Below are 23,725 nucleotides of genomic sequence, written 5' to 3'. Positions count from 1 at the left end.
AAGGAAGATGAACATGATGGCTTCCGATCTCGACCGATACATCGCCGGCTGGCGCGGGCCCCTGCTCGCGGCGCTGGTGGCGCTGTTGGCGGGCCTGCCGGCGCTGATGCTGCTGCCGCCGCTGGATCGGGACGAGAGCCGCTACGCCCAGGCCACGTCCCAGATGCTGGAGACGGGCGACTTCGTCGATATCCGCTTCCAGGAGGAGCCGCGCTGGAAAAAGCCGGTCGGCATCTACTGGATGCAGGCCGTCGCGGTCGCCGTCACTTCGAGCGTCGAGAACCGCGACATCGCCCCCTACCGCATCCCGTCCATCCTCGGCGCCATGCTGGCCGCCGCCGCCTGCGCCTGGGCCGGGGCGGCCATGTTCGGCCAGAGGGCGGGGTTTCTGGCCGGGGCGATGCTCGGGGCCAGTTTCCTGCTGTCCACCGAGGCCGGGATCGCCAAGACCGACGCCATGCTGTGCGGGGCCGTGACCCTGGCCATGGCCGGGCTGGCGCGCATCTATCTGGCGTCGCGGGCCGGCGAGGTTCCGGCGAGGCCTCACAAGCTGATGTTCTGGCTGGGGCTGGGGTTGTCGATCCTGATCAAGGGCCCGATCGGCCTGATCGTCGTGGCGCCTGCCATGATCGCCCTGTCGGCCTGGGACCGCGACCTCAGCTGGCTCAAACGGCTGGGCTGGGGCTGGGGCCTGCCGCTGGTCGCCCTGATCGTCGGGCCGTGGGCCATCGCCATCACCATCGCCACCGACGGCGGCTTCTGGACCGAGGCCATCGCCGGTGATCTGGCGCCCAAGATCGCGGGCGGCGATGAGGGCCACGGCGTTCCGCCCGGCCTGTATCTGCTGATCGCGCCGATCATGTTCTTCCCGGCCGCCCTGATGTTGCCCGCAGCCCTCTCCACGGCATGGCAGAGGCGGAGCGAGCCGGCGATCCGCTTCCTGATCTGCTGGCTGGTCCCGGCCTGGCTGATCTTTGAACTGACCCCGACCAAACTGGCCCACTACACCCTGCCGACCTTCGGCGCCCTGGCCCTGCTGGCCGCCGCCGCCCTGACCCGTCCTGTCGGCAAGGCCTCGCGCCGTGCAGGGGCCGGACTGACGATCGCAGCCGGCGCCCTGCTGGCTGTCGGCGCGGTCTGGCTGCTTACCGAGTACGGCCGATCCACGGCCCAGACCTGGGCGACCATCACCATCGTCTTCGCCATTCTCGCGGCCCTGATCGGCGCCTTCCTGATGCTGCACCGGGCGGCGATGACGGCGGTGATCGCCTCGATCGCCCTGGGCGTCGTGGCCCACGGCGCCCTGGCCGGCACGCTGCGCCAGTTGCGGCCCCTGTCCGTCGCGCCGCAGCTTGAAGAAGTGCTGGAGCGGGCCGAGCTGCACCCGCGTCAGGGCCGCGCCGGACCCGTGGCCATCACCGGCTTTCATGAACCGAGCTTCGTCTTCCTGACCGGCCGGGACACCGAACTGACCGACGCCGCCGGCGCCGCCCGCGCCCTGGCCGAGGGCCGACCGGCCATCGTCGAGGCGCGCGACGCAGACGCCTTCCGCGAGGCCGCCGCCCAACTGGGCGTCACCGGCCGCGCCGTCGGCGTGGTCACCGGCCACAACTATTCCAAGGGCGACGACGTCAGCCTGACCGTCTACGCCCCTCCCGGTGTGCCTACCGTCGGGAACCCGGCCCGATGAGCCGGTCCATAACCATCGTCGAGGTCGGTCCCCGCGACGGCCTGCAAAACGAAAAGGCCATCCTCGAGCCGGCCGTCCGCGCCGATCTGGTGCGCAGGCTGGAGGCCGCCGGGGCCCGCCGCATCGAGGCCGTCAGCTTCGTCCATCCGAAATACGTGCCCCAGATGGCCGGCGCGGAGGAGGTCATGGCGGCGCTGCCTCATGAGACAGGTCGCAGCCGCATCGGTCTGGTGCTGAACCGCAAGGGCTATGACCGCGCCCTCGGCACGGCGGTGGACGAGGTCAATGTCTCCCTGTCGGTCACCGACGGCTTCGGCCTGAAGAACCAGGGCCTGACCGTCGATCAACAGGTTCAGATGCTGGCCGACATCGTCGCCGGGCGGGCCAACGCCGCCCCTCCACCGCCTTCGGCGGTCCCCCTCCCCTTTTCAAGGGGAGGAAATGGCCAGCCGGGCGCCACACCGTCTCTGTCGGCCACCCTGTCCTGCGTTTGGGGCTGCCCGTTTGAGGGCGAGGTGGCGACCGACAAGGTTGCCGAACTGGTCGGCCGGATCGCTGAACTGGGCGTCGAGGAAATCGCCCTCGCCGACACCATCGGGGCCGGCGATCCCTGGGCCGTGACGAAGACGGTTGAGGCCGCGCGCAAGGCCGCGCCCGACGCGGTCCTGCGACTGCATTTCCACGACACGAGGAATACCGGCCTGGCCAACGCCCATGCCGGGATCGAGGCGGGCGTCACCGTTCTGGACGCCTCGGTCGGCGGCATCGGCGGCTGTCCGTTCGCGCCCGGCGCCACCGGCAATATCGCGACTGAAGACCTGGTCTATATGCTCGAGCGGGCCGGTTTCTCGACCGGCTACGACCTCGACGCCCTGATCGGGACCGCCCGCTGGATCGGCGAAAAGATCGGCCGCCCGGCCCCGAGCGCGCTGAGCCGCGCGGGGGGATGGCCGAAAGGCTGATCTGGACCGGGCGTCAGAGATTCAACAGCGCCGGGTCGCCGCCCTGGGCGGAGATGTTGTTGCTGATAGCCTTTTCGGAGGCGTAGCGGATCAGGCTCCAAGGGCCGCCGGCTTTCGGGCCGGTGCCCGACAGGCCTTCGCCGCCGAAGGGCTGTACGCCGACCACGGCGCCGATGATGGAGCGGTTGATGTAGACATTGCCGGCGGGGACAAGTTGCATGACCTGCTCGGCGAAGGCCTCGATGCGGCTGTGGACGCCGAGGGTCAGGCCGTAGCCGCGCTGGGCCAGTTTCGACGCCGTCTGCTTCAGCTCGGACGGGTGATAGCGGCAGACGTGCAGGATGGGGCCGAAGACCTCGCGCTCCAGATAGTCAGGGGTCGGGATCTCGGCGATGGTGGGGGCGAACAGCCAGCCCTTGTCAGCGCCGGCCGGGAGTTCGGCGCGGGCGACGATCTTCGCGTCCCCGCCAAGGCGTTCGAGGTGGGCGTCGAGCGCCGCCTTCGCGTCGGCGTCGATGACGGGGCCGATGTCTGTGGCGGGGTCGGAGGGGTCGCCCACGACCTGGGCGGCCAGGGCGCCCTTGAGGCCCTCGATCAGGGCGTCGGCGGCGTCGTGCGGGACATAGAGCAGCCGCAGGGCCGAGCAGCGCTGGCCCGACGAGCCGAAGGCCGACAGGATGACGTCGTCGATGACCTGTTCCTTCAGCGCCGTTGTGTCGACGAACATGCCGTTCAGCCCGCCGGTCTCGGCGATGAACGGGATGATCGCGCCCGGGCGGGCGGCCAGCGCCTTGTTGATCAGGGTCGCCGTGTCGGTGCCGCCGGTGAAGGCGACGCCGTCGATACCCGGATGGCTGACGAGGGCCGCGCCGACCGTCTCGCCGCGCCCGGGGACGAGGGCGAGCAGGTTCGGATCGAGACCGGCCTTGTAGTAGAGGCGCACGGCTTCGGCGGCGATCAGGGGAGTCTGTTCGGCAGGCTTGGCCAGCACCGCGTTGCCGGCGGCCAAGGCGGCGACGATCTGGCCGGTGAAGATAGCGAGGGGGAAGTTCCACGGGCTGATGCAGGCGAAGACGCCGCGGCCGTGGAGGACCAGCTGGTTGATCTCGCCGACCGGACCCTTGAGCTCGGCCGGGCCGCCGAAGTCGCGCTCGGCCAGCATGGCGTAGTAGCGGCAGAAGTCGGCGGCCTCGCGGATCTCGGCAACGGCGTCATTGAGTGTCTTGCCGGCTTCGCGCGACAGCAGGGCGACCAGCCGGTCCATGTCGGTTTCGAGCGCATCCGCCATGGCGCGCAGGACGGGGGCGCGGCCCGCGCCGCCCTTTCGGTCCCAGGCGACCTGGGCCTTGGCTGCGGCTTTGGCGGCGGCGTCGATATCGGCCGTGCTGGCTTCGGACACGTGACCGAGGACCCGGGTCGTGTCGAAGGGATTGGTCACGGGCTGGGGGTTGGTCCCGGCTTTCAACTTGCCGCCGATGATCGGGCCGGAGGTCAGTTTCTCGGCGTCGACCTTCGCAAGGGCGGCGACGTGCCGGTCGCGATCAGCGGCCTGGGAGTAGTCGCGGCCGAGCGAGTTCTGGCGGTCCATGTACATGTCCTTGGGGGTCGGGATCTTGGCGTGGCGGTCGGGGTGGGCCTCTACGGCGGAGATGGGGTCGGCGGCGACGGCTGAGGCGGGCACCCGCTCGTCCAGCAGGGCGTGGACGAAGGACGAGTTGGCGCCGTTCTCGAGCAGGCGGCGCACCAGATAGGGCAGCAGGTCCTCATGCCCGCCGACGGGGGCGTAGGCGCGGACCGTCACGGGGCCGAAGGCGTCACGGGCGGCGTCGTAGAGCGCCTCGCCCATGCCGTGCAGGCGCTGGAATTCGATCTTCACGCCGCGCTCGGAGGCCATCTTGTGGACGGCGGCGAGGGAGTGGGCGTTGTGGGTGGCGAACTGGCTGTAGAGGTGGGGTGCGGCCTCGATCATCAGCCGGGCGCAGACGAGGTAGTTGAGGTCGGTCGCGGCCTTGGTGGTGAAGACCGGATAGTCGGTGCGGCCGAAGACCTGGGCGCGCTTGATCTCGGTGTCCCAATAGGCGCCCTTGACCAGCCGCACCATCAGCCGGCGGCCCGAGGTCCGCGCCAGTTCAGCGACGCGGCGGATCACCTCGGGGCAGCGCTTCTGATAGGCCTGAACGGCGAGCCCGAGGCCGGTCCAGCCGCCGAGGTCGGGCTCGCGCGCCAGCCGGTCCAGCAGCTTCAACGACAGGGCCAAGCGATCGGCCTCTTCCGCGTCCATGGTGAAGTTGATGTCGTGCTTCGCGGCGATCCGGGCGAGGCGGAGGATGCGGGGATAGAGCTCGTCCCAGACGCGGGCTTCGTGGGTCGCCTCATAGCGCGGCGACAGAGCCGACAGCTTGACCGAGACGCCGTGGCCGGCCTCGGGGCCTTGGCCCTTCGCGGTCTTGCCGACGGCCTCGATGGCGTCGGCGTAGATCTTTTCATAGCGTTCGGCGTCGTGGGCGGTGCGGGCCCCCTCGCCCAGCATGTCGAAGCTGCACAGCCAACCTTCGCGGTCAGCCCGCTTCAGCGCATTCTGGATGGTGCGGCCGACCACGAACTGTTCGCCCATGATGCGGACGGCGGCGGCGACGGCTTCGCGGATCACGGGCTCGCCCAGACGGCCGACGATGCGTTTGAGGAAGCCGGGCAGGTCGGTGCGCGCCTCATCATCGACGTCCACCAGCTTGCCGGTCAGCATCAGCCCCCAGGTCGAGGCGTTGACGAACAGGCTGTCGGACTGGCCGAGGTGGGACGACCAGTCGGCCGAGCCGATTTTTTCGGCGATCAGCCGGTCGCGGGTGTCCTCGTCGGGGGTGCGCAACAGGGCCTCGGCGAGGCACATCAGGGCCAGCCCCTCGCGGGTGCCGAGGCTGAACTCCTGCAGGAAGCTCTCGACCACGCCCTGTTTCTTGACGCTGGCGCGGGCGTGCTCGACCAGGCCTGTGGCGCTGGACAGGACGGCGGCGCGTTCGGGGGCGTCCAGCGGCATGCGGTCCAGCAGGCCGCGAACCGTGGCGGTCTCGTCCGCGAACTTGCCGTGATCCAGCGTATCCCAGTCCTGGGACAGGGTCTGTGAGGGAGAAACGCATGCATCCATGAGCGGCACATATCCCTTCCCCCCTTGCGGGGGAAGGTGGCTCGCGGAGCGAGACGGATGGGGGGTGAGACGCCGCCCCATCAGTTTGGCGTCTGCTCTATCGAGCCTGCCCGCCGAACCAGCACCCCCATCCGACCGGCTCCGCCGGCCATCTTCCCCCGTGAAGGGGGAAGGGCTATGCAGGCGATCTTGGTAAGGGAGCCATCCGGCCCATATGCGCATCGTTCTGGCCACCGACGCCTGGGAGCCCCAGGTCAACGGCGTCGTCCGCACCCTGACCCGGACCATCGCGGAATGCCGCGCCATGGGCCACGAGGTCGAGGTCATCGAGCCGAGCCAGTTCAAGACCATCGCCGCCCCGACCTATCCGGAAATCCGCCTGGCGCTGGGGGCCGAAGAGGAAATCCGCGAGCGGCTGCGGGCGCTGGAGCCGGAGGCGGTGCATATCGCCACCGAGGGGCCGATCGGCATCGCCACGCGGCGCATCTGCGTGGAATGGAAGCTGCCGTTCACGACCAGCTACCACACCAAATTCCCGGAATATGTCTCGGCCCGGTTCCCGATCCCGGTTCAGGTCGGCTATGCCTATATGAAATGGTTCCACAAGCCGTCGGGGCGGCTGATGGTGGCGACGCCGACGCTGCGCGACGAGCTGCTGGAGCGCGGCTTTCGCAACGTCTCGCCGTGGTCGCGGGGCGTGGACACCGAACAGTTCCACCCCGATCTGCCGCGCGTCTATCACGAGCTGGGCGGCCCAAATGATCCAGGGAAAGACTGGCCGCGGCCGTTCTTCCTCAACGTCGGCCGGGTGGCGGTCGAGAAGAATATCGAGGCTTTCCTTGAGACCGACCTGCCGGGGACGAAGATCGTGGTCGGCGACGGCCCCGCGCGGGCCGAACTGGAGGTGAAATACCCCGAGGCCAAATTCCTCGGCGCCCGGTTCGGCGAGGAGCTGGCGCGCTGCTTCCGCGACGCTGATGTCTTCGTCTTCCCCAGCTGGACCGACACCTTCGGCCTGGTGATCCTGGAGGCCATGGGCACGGGCACGCCGGTGGCCGCCTATCCGGCCCATGGGCCGATCGACATCATTCCGGGATCGAACGCCGGCGTCATCGACGAGGACCTGCGTACCGCCTGTCTGAAGGCGCTGGAGTGCGATCGCGCGGTTGTGCGAGCCTATGCCGAGAGATTCAGCTGGCGCGCCTCGGCGGAACAGTTCGTCGAGAACCTGCAGCCCTATCCCGAGCCGGAGCGGGGGCGCTTCTGGCGGAGGCTGCGGCGGATCGCCCGGTTGAGAAGGAAGGCGGCGGCATAGCGACAAACCTTCTCCCTCCCCTTCATGGGGAGGGACGATCGCGTAGCGATCCGGGTGGGGTTCGAATGGGCCGGAGCGCGAACTGACGCACCCCACCCTGTCGCCGCTTCGCGCCGACATCCCTCCCCATGAAGGGGAGGGAGAGCGTGTTCCCTACTTCGCCGGCGCCGTCATCACCGTCATCGCCGTGGCGATGGCGCGCTGGGCGGCCAGCTGGTCTTCGGGCAGCGGCACCAGACCGCGGTCCTGCAGATAGCCGCCGCGTCCGGCCGAGGCTTCCGACATGAACTCGGCGACGAACTGCTCCAGACCCGGCGTCACGCCGACGTGCTGGCGCTTCACATAGATGTAGAGGCTGCGCGCCAGCGGATAGGTGCCGTCGGCGATGGTCGCAGCCGAGGGGGCGATGCCGTCAATGGTCTCGGCCTTCACCGTGTCGAGGTTCTGCTCGAGGAAGGAGAAGCCGAACACGCCCAGCGAGCCCGGGGTGCGATTCAGGGTCTGGACGATGGCGTTGTCGTTCTCGCCGGAGTCGATCCAGGCGTTGTCCTCACGCAGGGTGTGGGCCAGGGTTTCGAACCGGTCCTTGTCGGCGTCCTTGATCGCCTTCAGGGCCGGGATCAGGGCGGCGCCGGGGGCCATGCCCAGCTCGAGGAAGGCGTCGCGGGTGCCGGAGGTGGGCGGCGGGCCATAGACCTGGATGCGCTGGGCCGGCAGGCCGGGGTTGACCTGATTCCACATGGTGGCCGGATTGGCGACGAAGGCTCCGGAAGCGTCCGGCGTCTGCTTGGCGAGGCCCAGATAGAGATCCTGGAGCCGCAGGTTAAAGGCCGCGCCCGAGCGGGCGGTGGCGACGACGATGCCGTCGAAGCCGATCTTGATCTCGACGATGTCAGTGACGCCGTTGGTCCGGCACAGTTCGAACTCGGACTTCTTCATCGGTCGCGAGGCGTTGGCGATGTCGGGCGTGTTGGGGCCGACGCCCTGGCAGAAGGCCTGGATGCCACCGCCGGTGCCCAGCGATTCGACGCGCGGCGCCGCGCCGCCCGAGGTGCGGGCGAAATTCTCGGCCACGCGGGTGGCGAAGGGGAAGACGGTGGAGGAGCCCGCGGCCCAGATGCCGGCGCGGGCGGTCTGGTTGCCGGCGGACTGGTCATTGCCGCAGGCGCCGAGGGCGAGCAGGGCGATCGCCGATGCGGCGGCGAGAAGGGCGCGGGTCATTGTCAGTCTCCGGACAACGGTTGAAGTCGCGCCGCTTGGACCACAGTTTTGTGACGGAGAGTCCGGCGGTGATGTGACGGTTCGGCGACGTCCCGGCTTTCGCCGGGATGACGATGGTGACGGACGCGCGCTCAAGCAGTGAGCGACCGCGTCGCGAACGTTAGCGCCCTCAAATATGAATCGCGTGACCCAGCGCCCGCAGCGACGCCTCGTGGAAGGCCTCGCCGAGGGTCGGGTGGACGTGGATGACGCCGGCGACATCCTCCAGCACCGCGCCCATCTCCAGCATCTGGGCGAAGCTGTTGGACATTTCGGCGACGTGCTGGCCGACGGCCTGAATGCCGAGCAAGCGGTGGTCCGACTTCGACGCCAGCACGCGGACGAAGCCGCCGTCCTCACCCGCCTCGATGGCCAGGGCCCGGCCGATGGCGGCCAGCGGGAAGACGGCGGTGATGACGTCGTCGCGGCCTTCGACGTCCAGCGGGCCGAGGCCGGCGGAGACGATCTCGGGCTCGGTGAAACAGACGGCGGCGATGGTGATCGGATCGAAGCGGCGGTCGTGGCCCGCGATGATTTCCGCGACCACCTCCCCTTGCGCCGAGCCCTTGTGGGCCAGCATGGGTTCGCCGGTCAGGTCGCCGACGGCCCAGACGTTCTTCATGCTGGTCGCGCAACGGTCGTCGATCTTCACGAACGGCCCGGCCATGACCACGCCCATGTTCTCAAGGCCCCAGCCCTGGGTGCGCGGGCGACGGCCAACGGTGACGAGAACCTTGTCAGCCTTGAGCTTGAGGGCGGCGCCGTCCTTCGTGGTGATGTTGAGCTGGCCCTGTTCGAACGACCCGGCCCTGGCGCCGAGGTGCAGTTCGACGCCGTGCTTCTCCAGCCATTTCTGGACCGGGTCGGTCAGGGCCTTGTCGTAGAGCGGCAGCAGGCGGTCGGCCATTTCGACGATGGCCACCTCGGCTCCCAGCTTGCGGAAGGCGATGCCGAGTTCGAGGCCGATATAGCCGCCGCCGACGACGACCAGCTTGTTCGGCACAGCCGACAGCGACAGGGCCTCGGTCGAGGAGATGACGTCGCCGCCGAACTTGAGGAAGGGCAGTTCGACCGGCTCGGAGCCGGTGGCCAGAATGACGTGCTCGGCGCTGATGACGATGTCGCCCTCGGCGGTCTTCACGGTGCAGGTCTTGGCGTCGGTGAAATTGGCCCAGCCCTTGATGACCTTGACCCTGGACTTCTTGAGCAGGGCCGCGACGCCGTTGTTGAGCTTCTTTACAATGCCGTCCTTCCACGCCACCGTCTGGGCCAGGTCGATGGCAGGCTTCGACGCCGTGATGCCCAAGGTGCCGCCGGCGGCCGCCTTGGACACCGTCTCGAATTTCGAGGCCGCGTGGATGATGGCCTTGGAGGGGATGCAGCCGACGTTCAGGCAGGTGCCGCCCAGGCCGTCGCCGCCGTCGACCAGCACGGTGTCGAGGCCCAGCTGGCCGCAGCGGATGCCCGCGACATAGCCGCCGGTGCCGGCGCCGATGATCAGGACTTTGGTGGTGAGGGTCTGGGTCATTGGGCTGCTTGAAACTGCCGCCCGGCGGGTGTCTCGCCAAAGCGATTGAAAAGGAAGGCCAAGGTCGGACTGTCGGCCTGAACGATGTAAAGCCAGTGGCTGTCGGCCAAACCTTGAGACGTGGCGAAGACAACGACCGTTGTCCCGACCTGAGGCGTGTCCTCGTCCTGCTCACTCATAAAGAACCAGTTGTTGCAGGCTCCGTTCTCGAACGTCAGTCGCTGCTCGGCGGGAGGGTTTGACCCCCAAATGGTTTCGGTCGAACGTAGGGTGAAGTTCCAAGCGCCGTGCCACGACCCTTGCGATACGTCCTCAATCCGCCCTTCGTAGATCGTAGTGACGGTAGCCATGTTGTCCGAGATTTCCCGATCCTGATCGAACCCGGGGGGGTAGGAACAGGCGTGCGCGGGCGCGGTCGCCAAAACGGCCAATGCCGCTGTGCAAACCGCGAGCATGACCCCCTTCACGATGGTCATCCCATCCACAGCGTCGCCGGATGCTCCAGCAGGCCCTTGATGCGCTGGACGAAGACGGCCGCGTCATGGCCGTCGACGATGCGGTGGTCGAAGCTGGAGGACAGGTTCATCATCTTGCGCACGACCATCTGGCCGTCCTTGACCACCACCCGCTCGGCGATCTTGTTGGGGCCGACGATGGCGACCTCGGGGTGGTTGATGATCGGGGTGTGGACCACCCCGCCCAGCGTGCCCAGCGAGGTGATGGTGATGGTCGAGCCCGACAGTTCGTCGCGTTTGGCCGAGCCGTCCTTGGCCGCGCCGGAGACGCGGGCGATCTCCAGCGCGGTGTCGTAGGGGTCGCGGGCCTCGGCGTGGCGGACCACCGGGACCATCAGTCCGTTCGGCGTCTGGGCGGCGATGCCGAGGTGGACGGCGGCGTGGGTGGTCAGGACGCCGGCCTCGTCGTCATAGTGCGAGTTGATCGTCGGCTGGTCGCGCAGGGCCACGACGATGGCGCGGGCGATGAAGGGCAGGACGTTGAGCTTCGGCTGGTCCTTCTTCTTCGTCGCATTGAGGTGGGCGCGGAGCTCCTCAAGCGCGGTGACGTCGATCTCCTCCACATAGGTGATGTGGGGGATGCGGCGGACGCTCTCGGCCATCTTCTCCGCGATCTTGCGGCGCAGGCCGATGATGCGGGTTTCGGTGGTTCCCTCGGCCTTGGCGTAGGTGGAGGACGATGATCCGGATGCGGACGATCCGCGGCCGCCGGAGGAGACGTATGCGTCGAGGTCGCCGTGCTCGATGCGGCCGGCGGGGCCGGAGCCGGGGACGAACTGGAGCTCGATCCCGAGGTCGCGGGCGCGGTTGCGCACGGCAGGGGAGGCCAGCGGGCGTTGATTGCGGTCGGAGAGGGTGCGGGCCTTGCCCCCCTCCCCCGCTTCGCGGGTACTCCCCCCGGCGGGGGGAGACTTGGGGGCCGTCGCCGGCGGCGGGACCTTCAGTCCTCCCCCATCGGGGGAGGGGGACCGCGCTTGCGCGGTGGAGGGGGCCGGAGCGGACGCGGCGACCGCCTGATTGCCCCTGCCCTCGACATTGAACGACACCAGCGGCCCGCCGACGGCGATCTGCTGGCCCGCTTCGCCGTGCAGGGCGGCGACGGTCCCGGCGACGGGGGAGGTCAGTTCGACGGTGGCCTTGTCTGTCATGACCTCGGCCAGCAGCTGGTCCTCGGCGACCGTGTCGCCGACCTTGACGTGCCAAGCGACCAGTTCGGCTTCGGCCGTGCCCTCGCCCACGTCGGGCAGTTTGAAGACGTGGTTGCCGGAGGGAGTAGCCGTGCCCCCCTCCCCCGCTTCGCGGGTACTCCCCCCGGCGGGGGGAGAATGAGGCGCGGGCGATTGTCCCCCCTCAGGGGGGACCGAAGCCTGCGGAGCAGGGTTCGAGGGGGGCGCTTCAGCCGACGCATTCCCCGCCCCCTTGACCTCGAACTCGACCAGGGGCGAGCCGACGGCCAGCTGCTGGCCGGGCTCGCCGTAGGCGGCCAGCACCTTGCCGGCGACCGGCGAGGTCAGCTCGACCGTCGCCTTGTCGGTCATGATGTCGGCGATGATCTGGTCCTCGGCGACCATGTCGCCGACCGTCACATGCCAGGCGACCAGTTCGGCCTCGGCCGTGCCTTCGCCGACGTCGGGCAGTTTGAAGACGTAGCGGCCCATCTCAACGCCCTCCCGACATGACGGATTTCAGCGCCGTGGCGACCCGCTCGGGTCCGGGGAAATATTCCCACTCGAAGGCGTGCGGATAGGGGGTGTCCCAGCCGGTGACGCGAAGGATCGGCGCCTCGAGATGATAGAAGCAGCGTTCCTGCACCAGGGCCGACAACTCACCGCCGAAGCCGGAGGTTTTCGGCGCCTCATGGACGATGACGCAGCGTCCGGTCTTCTTCACGCTGGCCTCAATGGTCTCGATGTCCAGCGGCACCAGGGTGCGCAGGTCGATGACCTCGGCGTCGACGCCGGCGTGCTCCGCGCCCGCCAGCGAAACCCAGACCATGGTGCCGTAGCAGAGGATGGTCACGTCGGCGCCCTCGCGCATGATGCGCGCCTTGCCGATCGGCTCGACGTATTTGCCGGTCGGGACCTGGGCGAGTTCCTGTGCCTTCCACGGACTGACCGGCTTCTGGTGCCAGCCGTCGAAGGGGCCGTTGTAGAGGCGTTTGGGCTCGAAGAAGATGACCGGGTCGTCGTCCTCGATCGCTGCGGTCAGCAGGCCTTTGGCGTCATAGGGGTTGGACGGGATGACGACCTTGAGGCCCGCGATATGGGTGAACAGACTCTCGGGGCTCTGTGAATGGGTCTGGCCGCCGAAGATGCCGCCGCCGTAGGGGGAGCGCACCGTGATCGGGCTGGTGAACTGGCCGGCCGAGCGGTAGCGCAGCTTGGCCGCTTCGGAGACGATCTGATCATAGGCGGGATAGATGTAGTCGGCGAACTGGATCTCGACGACCGGGCGCAAGCCGTAGGCGCCCATGCCGATGGCGGCGGCGACGATGCCGCATTCGCTGATCGGGGCGTCGAAGCTGCGGGTCAGGCCGTGCTTCTGCTGCAGCTGGTCGGTGACGCGGAAGACGCCGCCGAAATAGCCCGCGTCCTCGCCGAAGCTGAGGACGTTGGGGTCCTCGGCCATCTTGACGTGCAGGGCCGAGTTCAGCGCCTGGATCATGTTCATGGGCATGATGGCGGCGGCGGTCGGGGCCGCGGACTTCGGCGCGTGATTTTGGTCGACCATGTCGGGCTCGACGCCGTCGCGGCGGTCGGATTCGGTGAAGGTGGTTTGCTCGTTCATGGTCAGACCCCCACCTCGCGGCGCTGTTCGGTGATGCGCCAGTCCTCGGTCGCATAGACCTCCTCGAACATGGTCTTCACCGAGGGGCGCGACTGGCCCAGGGTGCCGATGGCCTCAGACTCCTTGCCCGCGGCGCGGACCTGGTCGACAGCGTCGGCCTCGGCGGCCGTCTGTTGGTCATCGGACCATTCGCCGATGGCGATCAGGTGCTGTTTGAGGCGCATGACGGGGTCGCCCAGCGGCCATTTGTCGGCCTCGTCGGCGGGGCGGTAGCGGCTGGGGTCGTCCGAGGTCGAGTGCGGGGCGCCGCGGTAGGTGAACATCTCGATCACCGTCGCGCCCTGGTTCGACCTTGCGCGCTCTTCAGCCCATTGCGTCGCGGCCCAGACGGCGAGGAAGTCGTTGCCGTCGACGCGCAGGGCAGGCAGGCCGTAGCCGATAGCCTTGGAGGCGAAGGTGGTTTCCAGCCCGCCGGCGATGCCCATGAAGGAGCTGATGGCCCACTGGTTGTTGACGATGTTGAGGATGACCGGGGCGCGATAGACGCTGGCGAAGGTCAGGGCGTTGTGGAAATCGCCTTCCGCCGTGGCCCCGTCGCCGATCCAGGTGATGGCGATCTTGTCGTCGCCCTTGTAGGCGCTGGCCATGGCCCAGCCGACCGCCTGGGGGACTTGCGTGCCCAGATTGCCGCTGATGGTGAAGAAGCCATAGTCCTTCGCCGAATACATGATCGGCAGCTGGCGGCCCTTGATCGGGTCTTCGGCGTTCGAATAGATCTGGTTCATCATCGTCGCGAGCGGATAGCCGCGCGCGATCAGCAGGCCCTGCTGGCGATAGGTTGGGAAGCCCATGTCCTCGCGCGACAGGATCATGCCTTGCGCGACCGCGATGGCCTCTTCGCCGGTGCATTTCATATAGAAGCTGGTCTTGCCCTGGCGGTGGGCGCGATGCATCCGGTCGTCGAAGGCGCGCGTCAGGATCATGGCCTTGAGGCCGCGCCGCAGCGTCTCGGGATCCAGTTTCGGATTCCATGGGCCCACGGCCTTGCCTTCCTCGTCCAGCACCCGGACCAGCCGGAAGGCGTGGTCGCGCATGTCGAAGGGCTTGGTCGAGACCTCGGGCCGCTCGACGGCGCCGGCCGGGTCGAGCTTCAGATGACTGAAGTCGGTGGGGTCCCCCGGCCGGCCCGAGGGCTCGGGCACGCGCAGGGAGAGGGCTTGGGTATTGGGCTTCTTCATTCCGTCCCGTCCGGTTGATCCGACCGCGTTTCCTCCGGCGCAATTAGCACGGGGCGCCAGACAAGGCTCGCTCGATTTTGACCTTGCCTTGGCGGGTTTGGCGGTATTTTATTGCGTCATAACTCGATCAGGAGAAACGCCTTGGCTGACGATCTGGATCCCATCGACGCCCGCATTCTGGACATCCTGCAGCAGGACGCCGGATTGTCGGTGGCCGAGGTGGCGGACCGGGTCGGCCTGTCGGCCTCGCCGTGCTGGCGGCGCATCAAGAGACTGGAGGATACGGGCTTCATCCGCAAGCGGGTGACGCTGCTGGACGCGACCAAACTGGGGCTGGATTTCGAGGTCTATGCCATCGTCAAGCTGAGCCTGCCCTCGAACGAAAATCTCGATGCGTTCGAAGCCGCCGTCTCGGCCTGGCCCGAAGTGGTGCAGTGCGCGACCATCACCGGGCGCGAGGACTATGTGCTGCGCATCATCACCTCCGACATGCACGCCTTCGACCAGTTCCTGCGCAACAAGCTGCTGAGCCTGGGCATCGTCTCGGACTGCGAGAGCCATATCGTCACCCGCGGGGTGAAGAATGTGACCGCCCTGCCCCTTGGCATCGTGACCCCGCACGTCGGATAGTCCGGTTCGCGCTGACTGGCCGAACAGGGGAACCGACATGATCGAGATGGTGATCGACGCCCGCCGCAAGGACCTGGGCGGGTTCGAGGTCGGGCGGATCTTGCCCTTCCACGCCCGCCGCATGATCGGCCCCTTCATCTTCCTCGACCAGATGGGGCCCGCCGAGTTCGCGCCGGGGTCCGAGGCGATCAACGTCCGCCCCCACCCGCATATCGGCCTGTCCACCCTGACCTATCTGTTCGAGGGCGAGATCATCCATCGGGACAGCACCGGCGCGACCCAGGCCGTCCGGCCCGGCGAGGTCAACTGGATGACGGCCGGCAAGGGCATCGTCCATTCGGAGCGGACCACGCCGACCAAGCGGGCCGAGGGCGGGCCGCTGCACGGGATGCAGGCCTGGATCGCCCTGCCGGGCGAGACCGAGGATTGCGATCCCTCCTTTCAGCATTACGCCGGACCCGACCTGCCGGCCTATGAGAACGCGGGCCTGTTCGCGCGGCTGGTGGCGGGCGAGGCCTACGGCGCCTCGGCCCGGGTCAAGACCGCCTCGCCCCTGTTCTACGTCCATTGGGAACTGGCCGAGGGCGTCCGCACGGCGCCGCCTCCCGGACAGGGCGCCGGCGGTTATTCGGAACGGGCTCTCTACGTCGCCAAGGGCGAGATCGAGGTCGGCGACCGGGTCTTCCATGAGGGCCAGATGGTCGTGCTGGAGCCGACCGCCGAACCGACCATCAAGGCGATCCGGCCCTCGACCGTTATGGTGCTGGGCGGCGAACCGGTCGGGCCGCGCGTCATCTGGTGGAATTTCGTCTCCTCGTCCCAGGCGAAGATCGATGCGGCCAAGGCCGACTGGAAGGCCGGACGCATGGCCCTGCCTGTTGAGGACGCCGTCGAATTCATCCCCCTGCCCGACGCGCCCTCGACGCCCGAACCGGCGCCGGCCGGGGTCAAGCCGGAGCCGACGCATCCGGTTTGAGAAGAGCCCCGACCCTCGGGCGGGTCTTGAAGCGCGACCCATGAACCCGATCTAGCGGGACATGACCGCATTTTCCGTTCTCGACCTGTCCCCCGTCGTCGAGGGCGGCGACGTCCGACGCGCGTTCCTGGAAACCACCGCCTTCGCCCAGGCCGCCGACCGGCTGGGATTCAAGCGGTTCTGGCTGGCCGAGCATCACAACATGCCCGGCATCGCCAGCGCGGCGACGGCGGTGGTGATCGGGCAGGTCGCCGGCGCGACAGAGCGAATCCGCGTCGGTTCGGGCGGGGTCATGCTGCCCAACCATGCGCCCCTGGTGATCGCCGAACAGTTCGGGACGCTGGAGGCGCTCTACCCCGGCCGCATCGACCTGGGTCTGGGGCGGGCGCCCGGCACGGACGGCGAGACGGCCCGCGCCCTGCGTCGCTATTTCGAGGCGGCCGACCAGTTCCCCCGCGACGTGATGGAGCTACAGGCCTACCTCGGCGATCCGGTCGAGGGGCAACGTGTTACGGCCTGGCCCGGCGCGGGCTCCAGGCGCCGATCTGGCTGCTGGGCTCCAGTCTGTTCAGCGCGGAACTGGCCGGCCATCTGGGCCTGCCCTATGCCTTCGCCAGCCATTTCGCGCCCGAGCTGCTGATGCAGGGTCTGCAGACCTATCGCGCCGGCTTCCGGCCGTCGTCGGTGTTGGAGAAGCCGTACGCCATGGCCGCGATCAATGTCTTCGCCGCCGAGACCGATGCGGCGGCGGAGTGGCTGTCCACCTCAATGCAGCAGGCCTTCGCCGCAGTGGTCACCGGCAAGCCGGGCCGGGTGAAGCCGCCGGTGGACGACATCGCCGCCGTGCTGGACGCGCGTCAACTGGCGGCGGTGCAGAGCCGGCTGACCTATGCGGCGATCGGCGGGCGCGAGACGGTGCGAGCCAAGCTGGCGGAGTTCATCGGCCAGACAGGCGTCGACGAGGTGATGGTCACCGGCATGGTGTTCGCCATCGACGACCGCATTCGTAGTCTGGAGATCACCGCCGAGGCGCTGGCGGGGCTCTAAACCACGCCGGGCATTCGCAGAAACTCCAACAGAAGCCGGTTCACCTCGTCGGACCGCTCCTGCTGGATCCAGTGGCCGGCGCCGGGGACGACCACCTGCATCCGCAGGTCCAGCGCCCAGTCCTTCAGCCCCGCCTCGTGGGCGCCGGCGTAGTGACGCACCGGATCGCGCTCGCCGACCACGAAGGCGGCAGGAACCCCGATGCGGGCGTCCTGCAGGAAGGCGGTCGCGCGCCAATTGGCGTCGAGTTGGCGATACCAGTCCAGCGGCCCCTTGAAGCCGCCCGCGGAGAAGGCGGCGACGTACTCCGCGAAATGCGTGTCGCTCATCCACGGCGGCAGGGTCGCGTCTTCAGGGACAGTGGAGATGAAATTTTCGCCCGCGGGGATGAAGCCGGTCGATTGGCGGCCGTCGGGGGTGGCGCCGTCGTAGGCGTAGAAGCCCTTGCGCAGAGCGGTCGCAGGATCGGCCTCGAACGCGCGGTGGGCGTCCGGATCCTGAAACTGGTTGATATAGAGCTCGCCGAGGCCGGAACGTCTGGCGATGGCGGCCATGGCTGCCGTCGGCGGGCCCTTGGGCCGGCGGGGCTGGAACGGCACCGACAGGCCGAAGACGGCGCGGAACAGGTCCGGCCGCGTCAGGGCGCAGTGCCAGGCCACCGGCGCGCCCCAGTCGTGGCCGACCACGACGCAGGACGTCTGACCCAGGGTCCGGACCAGATCGACCATGTCGCCGACGAGATGGAGGATGGAATAGTCCGCGGCGTCGCCCGGTTTGTCGGTCCCGCCGTAGCCGCGCATGTCGGGAGCGACGGCGTGGAAGCCGGCGGCGGCGAGGGCCTGCACCTGGGCCCGCCAGCTGATGCCGAGTTCGGGGAAGCCGTGGATCAGCAGAACCAGCGGACCGGAGCCGGCCTCGAGGATTTGCTGGGTCAGGCCGTCTGTCTGGATCGTGCGCGACTGCATCCGGGCAACGGACCATCCGCAAGCGGATCGGGCAAGTGTCTCCTCCCTGTTCGCGCAGCGAATGGGGAGGGAGACCCCGAAGGGGTGGAGGGGTATTCGGTCCCGGTCCGTGCGGTTGGAGCCCCTCCACCATGCTTCGCATGGTCCCCCTCCCCGCGAGCGGGGAGGAGACGCCTACAGCGTCACGCCCGTCGTGCGCATGATCTCCGCCCTCAGTTCGGGCATGCCGTCGCCCTTCTCGGCCGAGGTTACGATCACGGCCGGATAGGCGGCGCCGCGCTTGGAGACGGCTTTCAGGGTCGCTTCCTGGACTTTTTCGGCCTCGCCCTTCTTGAGCTTGTCGGCCTTGGTCAGGATGATCTGGTAGCTGACGGCGGCGAGGTCGAGGGCGTCCAGCGCCTCATCATCGACCTTCTTGAGGCCGTGCCGGGCGTCGATCAGCAGATAGACCCGCTTCAGCGTGACGCGGCCGCGCAGATAGTCGCGACCCAGATCCTGGAATTTTTTCACCGTCGATTTGGACGCCTTGGCCCAGCCGTAGCCGGGCAGGTCGACCAGTCGCATCTTGCCGTCCAGATCGAAGAAATTGACCTCGCGCGTGCGGCCCGGCTCGTTCGAGGCCCGGGCCAGTTTGTGCATGCCGACCAGGCCGTTGATCAGGCTGGACTTGCCGACGTTCGACCGGCCGGCGAAGGCGACCTCGGGCAGATCAGGATCGGGCAGCTGCTCGATCTTGGCGCATCCCATGACGAAGGTCGCGGGGCGGGCGAACAGGATACGTCCCAGCTCCAGTTCCTCGGGCGTGAAGTCGTCCAACTCAGGCCTTCGCCTTCCTGATCCGCTCGATGAAGGTGTCGATCGGGTTCTCGGCCTTCAGACGATGCATGATCACATACTGCTGGATGATGGTCAGGATGTTGGACCAGGCCCAGTAGATCAGCAGGCCCGCCGGGAAGGTGGCCATGATGAAGGTGAAGACGATCGGCATGAACTGGAAGATGCGGCGCTGCATCGGATCCGGCGCCGGCGGGCTCATCGCCATCTGCAGCCACATGGTCAGGCCGTAGAATATCGCCAGGACGCTGAGCGCAAAGGTGCCGGCCAGATAGGTTCCGATCAGCGGCGCCGAGGACGGGTCCCAGGGAATCAGGCCGAACAGGTTCCAGATCGTCGACGGGTCGGGCGCCGACAGGTCGCGGATCCAGCCGAAGAAGGGCTCGTGCCGCATCTCGATGGTCACGAACAGCATCTTGTATACGGAGTAGAAGACCGGGATCTGCAGCAGCAGGGGCAGGCAGCCCGCCAGCGGATTGATCTTCTCCTTCTGATACAGCGCCATCAGCTCCTGCTGCTGTTTCGCCGGATCGTCGGGGTGCTTCTTCTTCAGCTCCTCCATCCTGGGCTGGAGGGTCCGCATCTTGGACATGCTCTCGTAGCTCTTGTTGGCCAGCGGGAACATGATCAGGCGGACGGTCAGGGTCAGGGCCAGGATGGCCAGGCCGAAATTGCCCAGGATGCCGTAGTAGAATTCGACCAGCATGAAGATCGGGCGGGTCAGGAAGAACAGGATGCCCCAGTCGATGGCGTAGATGAAACGCGGCAGGCCGAGACTCTTCTCATAGCCGGCCAGGATCTCGTTGCGCTTGGCGCCGGCGAACAGGCGCTGGGTCTCGGTGATCTGGCGACCGGGCGCGATGGTGTGGGCCTCGCCCAGCATGGTGGCCGAATGGACGTCCCCATGGGCGGCGTCCGTGACGCGGAAAACCGCCTCGATCTGTTCGTCCTGCTGCGGGATCAGGGCCGCCAGCCAGTATTTGTCGGTGATGCCCATCCAGCCGCCGGTCGAGGTGTGCTCCTGCACCGGCTTCTTGGCCCAGGCCTTGTATTTCAGCTGCTCGGTTGAGTAGGCGCCGTCCGCGCCGAAGGTGCCGATGCCGCCCTCATGCAGGATCTGGTTGCGGCCGAGAAGGTCGGGCACGCCCTGACGCTCGACCTTGGCGCCCGGCGCGATGGTCACCGCCTGGGCGCTGAAGTTGGCGACGGTGTCGGTGACGGTGAACAAATACTGGGCGTCGATGCTGATCTTACGCGTGAATCGCAGGCCAGCGCCGTTGTCCCAGGTCAAGGTCACGGGCGTCGTCGGCGTCAGCGTGGAGCCGTCGGTCAGGCGCCACGGCGTGTCACCACCCGGCACCCCGCCGGTCACGTTGGGGCCGCTCCAGCCAAACTGGGCGTAGTAGGCGTGACGCATGCCCTCGGGGCGGAACAGCTCAACCGGCGGCGAGTCCGCCGCATTGGTTTCCTGATAGCCGGTCAGGAACAGGTCATCGATGCGCGCGCCGCGCAGCGACAGCGAGCCCGTCACCGTCCCGCTCTGGATCGGCACCCGGGCGCCGCCGCGGGCCAAGGCCACCGTGCGGTCCTCGGTGAAGACGGTGGCGACGGGCGATGCGGTCGTCGTCCCGGCGGCCGGACCGGCTGCGGTCTGCTCAGCCGCGGCCTGCTGGGCGGCCTTCCGCCTCGCGGCCTGGGGCTCCATCACGAAGAAGCTGTAGGCGATCAGCATGATGGCCGCGATCACGACAAAAAGGATCGTGTTTCGGCTGTTGTCGTGTGGAGGCATGGAGATCAGGAATCCTGGCCGGCGGTTGCGGGCGTTGTGGGCGCAGTCTTGGGCGCCGGCCGCGGGGTCGCGAGCCTTGTAAGCGCCGATTTCACATCGTCAAGCAAACGGTCCCAGGGACGGTCCGCCGTCCCCATGCGGGCGATGAAGACATAGTCGCTGCCGGGGACCGCCAACAGGGGCGCCGTGGCCCGGGCGGCTTCTCTCAGACGGCGTTTGGCGCGGTTGCGGATGACGGCGTTTCCGACCTTGCGCGTGGCGGTGAAGCCCAGCCGCACGGTCTCGACGCCGTCCTGGCGGTCGAGCCGCTGCACGACCACCGCGCCCCGGGCCTCTGAAACGCCCTTCGCGGCCGCCAGAAACTGGGGCCGCGAAGTCAGGCGTTCGATTTTGAAAGGGTCGCTCATTATTCCTCCCCCGTTGGGGGAGGGGGACCGCGAAGCGGCGGAGGGGGCGAATCCCATCCACAGGCTTTCGGGTCCGGCCCCCTCCACCATGCTTCGCATGGTCCCCCTCCCCCGACGGGGGAGGACTGGAAAAGATCAGGCCGTCAGGCGCTTGCGGCCCTTGGCGCGGCGCCGCGCAACAATCTTCTGTCCGTTCTTGGTAGCCATCCGCGAACGGAAGCCGTGACGGCGCTTGCGCACGAGTCGCGACGGCTGATAGGTCCGCTTCACGTTCGGCTCCTGGGACTGAAAACAAAAAGGCGGCGGAAAGCGTCCGTCGCGGGAAGGGCGGGCGTATAAGCGGCAGGGCCCGCGGTGTCAACGCCGACGGCCCCTCTGCGGAGAGACAATGAACCGGATCAAACGCTTTCTGCCCCTGATTTTGCTGGCCGGCGTCATCGCCCTGATCTTCGCCATGGGCTGGAACCGCTACCTCTCGCTGGACACCATCCGCGATCACGGGGCGGAATTCCATGCCTTCAAGGACGCCAACTACCTTCTGTGCCTGCTGATCCTGATGGCGGTGTTCGCCGTCCTGACCGCCAGCGTGGTGCCGGGAGTCTTTTTCGTCACCATCACCGCCGGCTATTTGTTCGGTCCATGGGTCGGCGGCGTCTCGACCTCGATCGCGGCCACCGTGGGCGCCCTTATCGTCTATGCCGTGGCCCGTTCCGCGCTTGGCCAAGCCCTGAGAAACAAGGCCGAACGTGACCGGGGCCTGATGCAGAAGGTTTGTCAGGCCATCGACAAGGATACGTTCTGGTATGTCCTGGCCACACGGCTCGCCGTGGTCGTGCCATTCCATATGATCAACGTCGCCGCTGGCATAATGTCGGTGCGGCTGACGCCCTATACAGTCGCCACGGTCATTGGCCTGCTGCCGGCCCACATCATCTACTGCTGGATCGGCGCGCGACTGAACGAGCTGCTCCAGACCAACCCCAATCCGGACTTCCAGGCGCTGTTCGGCCAGTTCTGGGCCCCAATGGCCGGCGTTTTCGTCCTGGCGGTCGTCCTGCCGTTCGGGCTGAAAGGCCTGCAGAAGGCGTTGGGGCGAAAGGCGGCGGCATGAACGGCGCAGCTTTTGGCCCGAGCTTTGCGTTAAGCGGCGTATGAACCGTTTCCGGCCCTTGCTGAGCGACGTCCGGCAGGCCCTGCGCATGCCCGCCGACTGGCGCGAGCGGGCGAAAATCCATGCGCCCGACGCTCTGGCCTGGCGGCTGCTGCTGCTGACCTTCATCTTCACCGTGGTGGTCGAGATTCTGATCATCGTCCCCAGCGCGGCCAGCTTCCACGAGCGCTGGCTGCTGGACCGGTTGCAATCGGCGGAGCTGGCCTCGGTGGGGGTCGAGGCCCTGCCCTATTCGGCGGTCGAGGATGACGCCGCTGAGCAGCTGCTGGCTATCGGCGGGGTGCAGGCGGTGGTGGTCGGCGACCAGGGGGTGCGCCGGCTGCTGCTGCAGGCCCCCAACCTGCCCCGAACGCCGGACCTGATCGACCTGCGCCAGAGCCGACCGGTGAACCGGATCGCGGATCCCTGGCGCACCCTGACCGGGCACCCTGACCGATCCATTCGGGTTCAGGCCCGGCCGCGCTACCGCTCCGGCGACTTCATCGAGATTCTGGCGCCCGCCGAACCACTGAAGGCCGAGCTGGGCGTCTTCCTGCTCAACAGCCTGTTGATGTCGCTGCTGATCTCGCTTGTGGCCGGCGGACTGCTGTACGGCGGCCTGGCCTTTCTGGTGCTGCAACCGCTGCGGCGGGTCACCCGCTCGATCGAGCATTTCGCCCTCGATCCGGAGACCGAGGGCGATCCACCCAGCGATCGGCACGATGAGATTGGACGGGTCGAGCGCGAGCTGGCCCGGATGCAGGAGGAGGTGCGCGTCTCGCTGCGTTCCCGCGCCCGTCTGGTCGCGCTGGGCGAGGCGGTAGCCAAGATCAATCACGACCTGCGCAACATGCTGACCTCGGCCCAGATGGCGTCCGAGCGGTTAGCCGATTCGCCCGACCCCGAGGTCGCTCGGGTCCTGCCGCGGCTCGAGCGGGCGCTGGGCCGCGCCGCCGCCCTGTCGCGCAATGTGCTGGAGTACGGCAAGAGCGAGGAGCCGCCGCCGCAGCGGGTCCGCATCCCGCTGGCGCCGGCCATCGCAGCGGCGGCCGAGGACGCGGGACTGACGGCGGAAGGCGTCCGCCTCACGAAATCCATTCCGGCGCGACTGAGCATCCAGGCAGACGCCGACCAGTTGCACCGCGTGCTGGTCAATCTGATGCGCAACGCCCGTCAGGCCATCGAGAGCGACCCGACCCGCCGCACGGGCCGCAAGGGCGTGGTCCGCGTGACCGCCCTGACCGAGGACAGCGACTGCGTCATTCACATCGCGGACGACGGCCCCGGCATTCCGCCGCGCCTGTCGGAAAGCCTGTTCGAGCCCTTCGTCAGCGGCCGGGCTTCGGAAGGCGCCGGATTGGGGCTGGCCATCTCGCGTGAACTGGCGGCCAGCCACGGCGGCGCCCTGACCCTGGTCGAGACCGGGCCGATGGGCACGACCTTCGCCCTGCGTCTGCCACACTGAAGGGACCAAATCGCCCGACCGGCGT

General features: G+C 68.0%; 20 protein-coding genes and 1 pseudogene. 9 read left to right on the top strand and 12 right to left on the bottom strand.

The window, feature by feature from the left end:
- Window positions 1-13 precede the first annotated feature (13 nt).
- Window positions 14-1,690 (top strand): glycosyltransferase family 39 protein, encoded by a 1,677-nt coding sequence (locus tag Q8K49_RS06410; RefSeq protein WP_305304907.1) that lies wholly within the window; start codon window positions 14-16, stop codon window positions 1,688-1,690.
- A complete protein-coding gene (locus Q8K49_RS06405) occupies window positions 1,687-2,652 on the top strand; it encodes a hydroxymethylglutaryl-CoA lyase (protein WP_305304906.1) in 966 nt (321 codons plus the stop codon). Before Q8K49_RS06410 ends, Q8K49_RS06405 begins: the two co-directional genes overlap by 4 nt.
- 13 nt (window positions 2,653-2,665) lie before the next feature.
- Here Q8K49_RS06405 and putA read toward each other — a convergent pair whose 3' ends face one another.
- On the bottom strand, window positions 2,666-5,794 hold the full coding sequence (gene putA, locus Q8K49_RS06400; protein WP_305304905.1) for a bifunctional proline dehydrogenase/L-glutamate gamma-semialdehyde dehydrogenase PutA: 3,129 nt from the start codon (window positions 5,792-5,794) through the stop codon (window positions 2,666-2,668).
- Window positions 5,795-6,008: 214 nt separating this feature from the next.
- On the opposite strand from putA, the gene Q8K49_RS06395 reads away from it, so the two are divergent.
- Window positions 6,009-7,109 (top strand): glycosyltransferase family 1 protein, encoded by a 1,101-nt coding sequence (locus tag Q8K49_RS06395; protein WP_305304904.1) that lies wholly within the window; start codon window positions 6,009-6,011, stop codon window positions 7,107-7,109.
- Between the two features lie 153 nt (window positions 7,110-7,262).
- Here the strand turns inward: Q8K49_RS06395 and Q8K49_RS06390 are convergent, their stop codons facing one another.
- The 6 genes from Q8K49_RS06390 to Q8K49_RS06365 all read right to left on the bottom strand — a co-directional run bounded on the left by Q8K49_RS06390 (window position 7,263) and on the right by Q8K49_RS06365 (window position 14,437).
- Window positions 7,263-8,330 carry a substrate-binding domain-containing protein gene (locus Q8K49_RS06390; protein ID WP_305304903.1) on the bottom strand — a complete coding sequence of 356 codons (1,068 nt, stop codon included), beginning with the start codon at window positions 8,328-8,330 and terminating at the stop codon, window positions 7,263-7,265.
- A 169-nt stretch (window positions 8,331-8,499) separates the two neighbouring features.
- Window positions 8,500-9,897 (bottom strand): dihydrolipoyl dehydrogenase, encoded by a 1,398-nt coding sequence (gene lpdA, locus Q8K49_RS06385; protein ID WP_305304902.1) that lies wholly within the window; start codon window positions 9,895-9,897, stop codon window positions 8,500-8,502.
- Window positions 9,894-10,373, bottom strand: a complete 480-nt coding sequence (locus Q8K49_RS06380) for a hypothetical protein (protein ID WP_305304901.1) — start codon at window positions 10,371-10,373, stop codon at window positions 9,894-9,896. The genes lpdA and Q8K49_RS06380 overlap by 4 nt, the downstream gene beginning before the upstream one ends.
- Complete coding sequence (locus tag Q8K49_RS06375; RefSeq protein ID WP_305304900.1) at window positions 10,370-12,070, bottom strand: 2-oxo acid dehydrogenase subunit E2; 1,701 nt, start codon at window positions 12,068-12,070, stop codon at window positions 10,370-10,372. Before Q8K49_RS06375 ends, Q8K49_RS06380 begins: the two co-directional genes overlap by 4 nt.
- A 1-nt stretch (window position 12,071) precedes the next feature.
- Entirely contained in the window at window positions 12,072-13,142 is a 1,071-nt protein-coding gene (locus Q8K49_RS06370) for an alpha-ketoacid dehydrogenase subunit beta (protein WP_370867747.1), read from the bottom strand.
- Between the two features lie 59 nt (window positions 13,143-13,201).
- Window positions 13,202-14,437, bottom strand: coding sequence for a thiamine pyrophosphate-dependent enzyme (locus Q8K49_RS06365; RefSeq protein ID WP_305304898.1), 1,236 nt, complete (start codon window positions 14,435-14,437; stop codon window positions 13,202-13,204).
- A gap of 141 nt (window positions 14,438-14,578) precedes the next feature.
- Here Q8K49_RS06365 and Q8K49_RS06360 point away from each other — a divergent pair, with 141 nt between their 5' ends.
- From Q8K49_RS06360 to Q8K49_RS14830, 4 genes and pseudogenes are all read left to right on the top strand, one after another.
- Complete coding sequence (locus Q8K49_RS06360; protein WP_305304897.1) at window positions 14,579-15,067, top strand: Lrp/AsnC family transcriptional regulator; 489 nt, start codon at window positions 14,579-14,581, stop codon at window positions 15,065-15,067.
- A gap of 37 nt (window positions 15,068-15,104) precedes the next feature.
- Entirely contained in the window at window positions 15,105-16,043 is a 939-nt protein-coding gene (locus tag Q8K49_RS06355; protein WP_305304896.1) for a pirin family protein, read from the top strand.
- A 61-nt stretch (window positions 16,044-16,104) separates the two neighbouring features.
- Window positions 16,105-16,521 (top strand): annotated as a pseudogene (locus Q8K49_RS14835) (MsnO8 family LLM class oxidoreductase); the annotation flags it as partial.
- A gap of 38 nt (window positions 16,522-16,559) precedes the next feature.
- Window positions 16,560-17,090, top strand: a complete 531-nt coding sequence (locus Q8K49_RS14830) for an MsnO8 family LLM class oxidoreductase (RefSeq protein ID WP_370867746.1) — start codon at window positions 16,560-16,562, stop codon at window positions 17,088-17,090.
- Here Q8K49_RS14830 and Q8K49_RS06345 read toward each other — a convergent pair.
- From Q8K49_RS06345 to rpmH, 5 genes are all read right to left on the bottom strand, one after another.
- Window positions 17,087-18,055: an alpha/beta fold hydrolase gene (locus Q8K49_RS06345; protein WP_305304895.1), complete on the bottom strand. Its 969-nt coding sequence runs from the start codon at window positions 18,053-18,055 to the stop codon at window positions 17,087-17,089. The two genes, Q8K49_RS14830 and Q8K49_RS06345, sit on opposite strands and share 4 nt — an antisense overlap.
- A gap of 174 nt (window positions 18,056-18,229) precedes the next feature.
- Complete coding sequence (gene yihA / locus Q8K49_RS06340; protein WP_305304894.1) at window positions 18,230-18,871, bottom strand: ribosome biogenesis GTP-binding protein YihA/YsxC; 642 nt, start codon at window positions 18,869-18,871, stop codon at window positions 18,230-18,232.
- A 1-nt stretch (window position 18,872) separates the two neighbouring features.
- Entirely contained in the window at window positions 18,873-20,678 is a 1,806-nt protein-coding gene (gene yidC, locus Q8K49_RS06335) for a membrane protein insertase YidC (RefSeq protein ID WP_305304893.1), read from the bottom strand.
- A gap of 5 nt (window positions 20,679-20,683) precedes the next feature.
- Window positions 20,684-21,085 carry a ribonuclease P protein component gene (gene rnpA, locus Q8K49_RS06330; RefSeq protein ID WP_305304892.1) on the bottom strand — a complete coding sequence of 134 codons (402 nt, stop codon included), beginning with the start codon at window positions 21,083-21,085 and terminating at the stop codon, window positions 20,684-20,686.
- A gap of 135 nt (window positions 21,086-21,220) precedes the next feature.
- Window positions 21,221-21,355, bottom strand: a complete 135-nt coding sequence (rpmH, locus tag Q8K49_RS06325; protein ID WP_003164000.1) for a 50S ribosomal protein L34 — start codon at window positions 21,353-21,355, stop codon at window positions 21,221-21,223.
- A 118-nt stretch (window positions 21,356-21,473) separates the two neighbouring features.
- Between rpmH and Q8K49_RS06320 the strand changes: the two genes are divergently transcribed.
- Together Q8K49_RS06320 and Q8K49_RS06315 are read left to right on the top strand one after the other, a co-directional pair.
- On the top strand, window positions 21,474-22,196 hold the full coding sequence (locus Q8K49_RS06320) for a TVP38/TMEM64 family protein (RefSeq protein ID WP_305304891.1): 723 nt from the start codon (window positions 21,474-21,476) through the stop codon (window positions 22,194-22,196).
- Between the two features lie 40 nt (window positions 22,197-22,236).
- Entirely contained in the window at window positions 22,237-23,700 is a 1,464-nt protein-coding gene (locus Q8K49_RS06315; protein WP_305304890.1) for a sensor histidine kinase, read from the top strand.
- Window positions 23,701-23,725: the final 25 nt, after the last annotated feature.

The organism is Brevundimonas sp. (assembly GCF_030682035.1).
GTDB lineage: Bacteria > Pseudomonadota > Alphaproteobacteria > Caulobacterales > Caulobacteraceae > Brevundimonas.
Note: the sequence above shows the minus strand (reverse complement) of the source record. Positions and strands in the feature narration are given on the sequence as shown.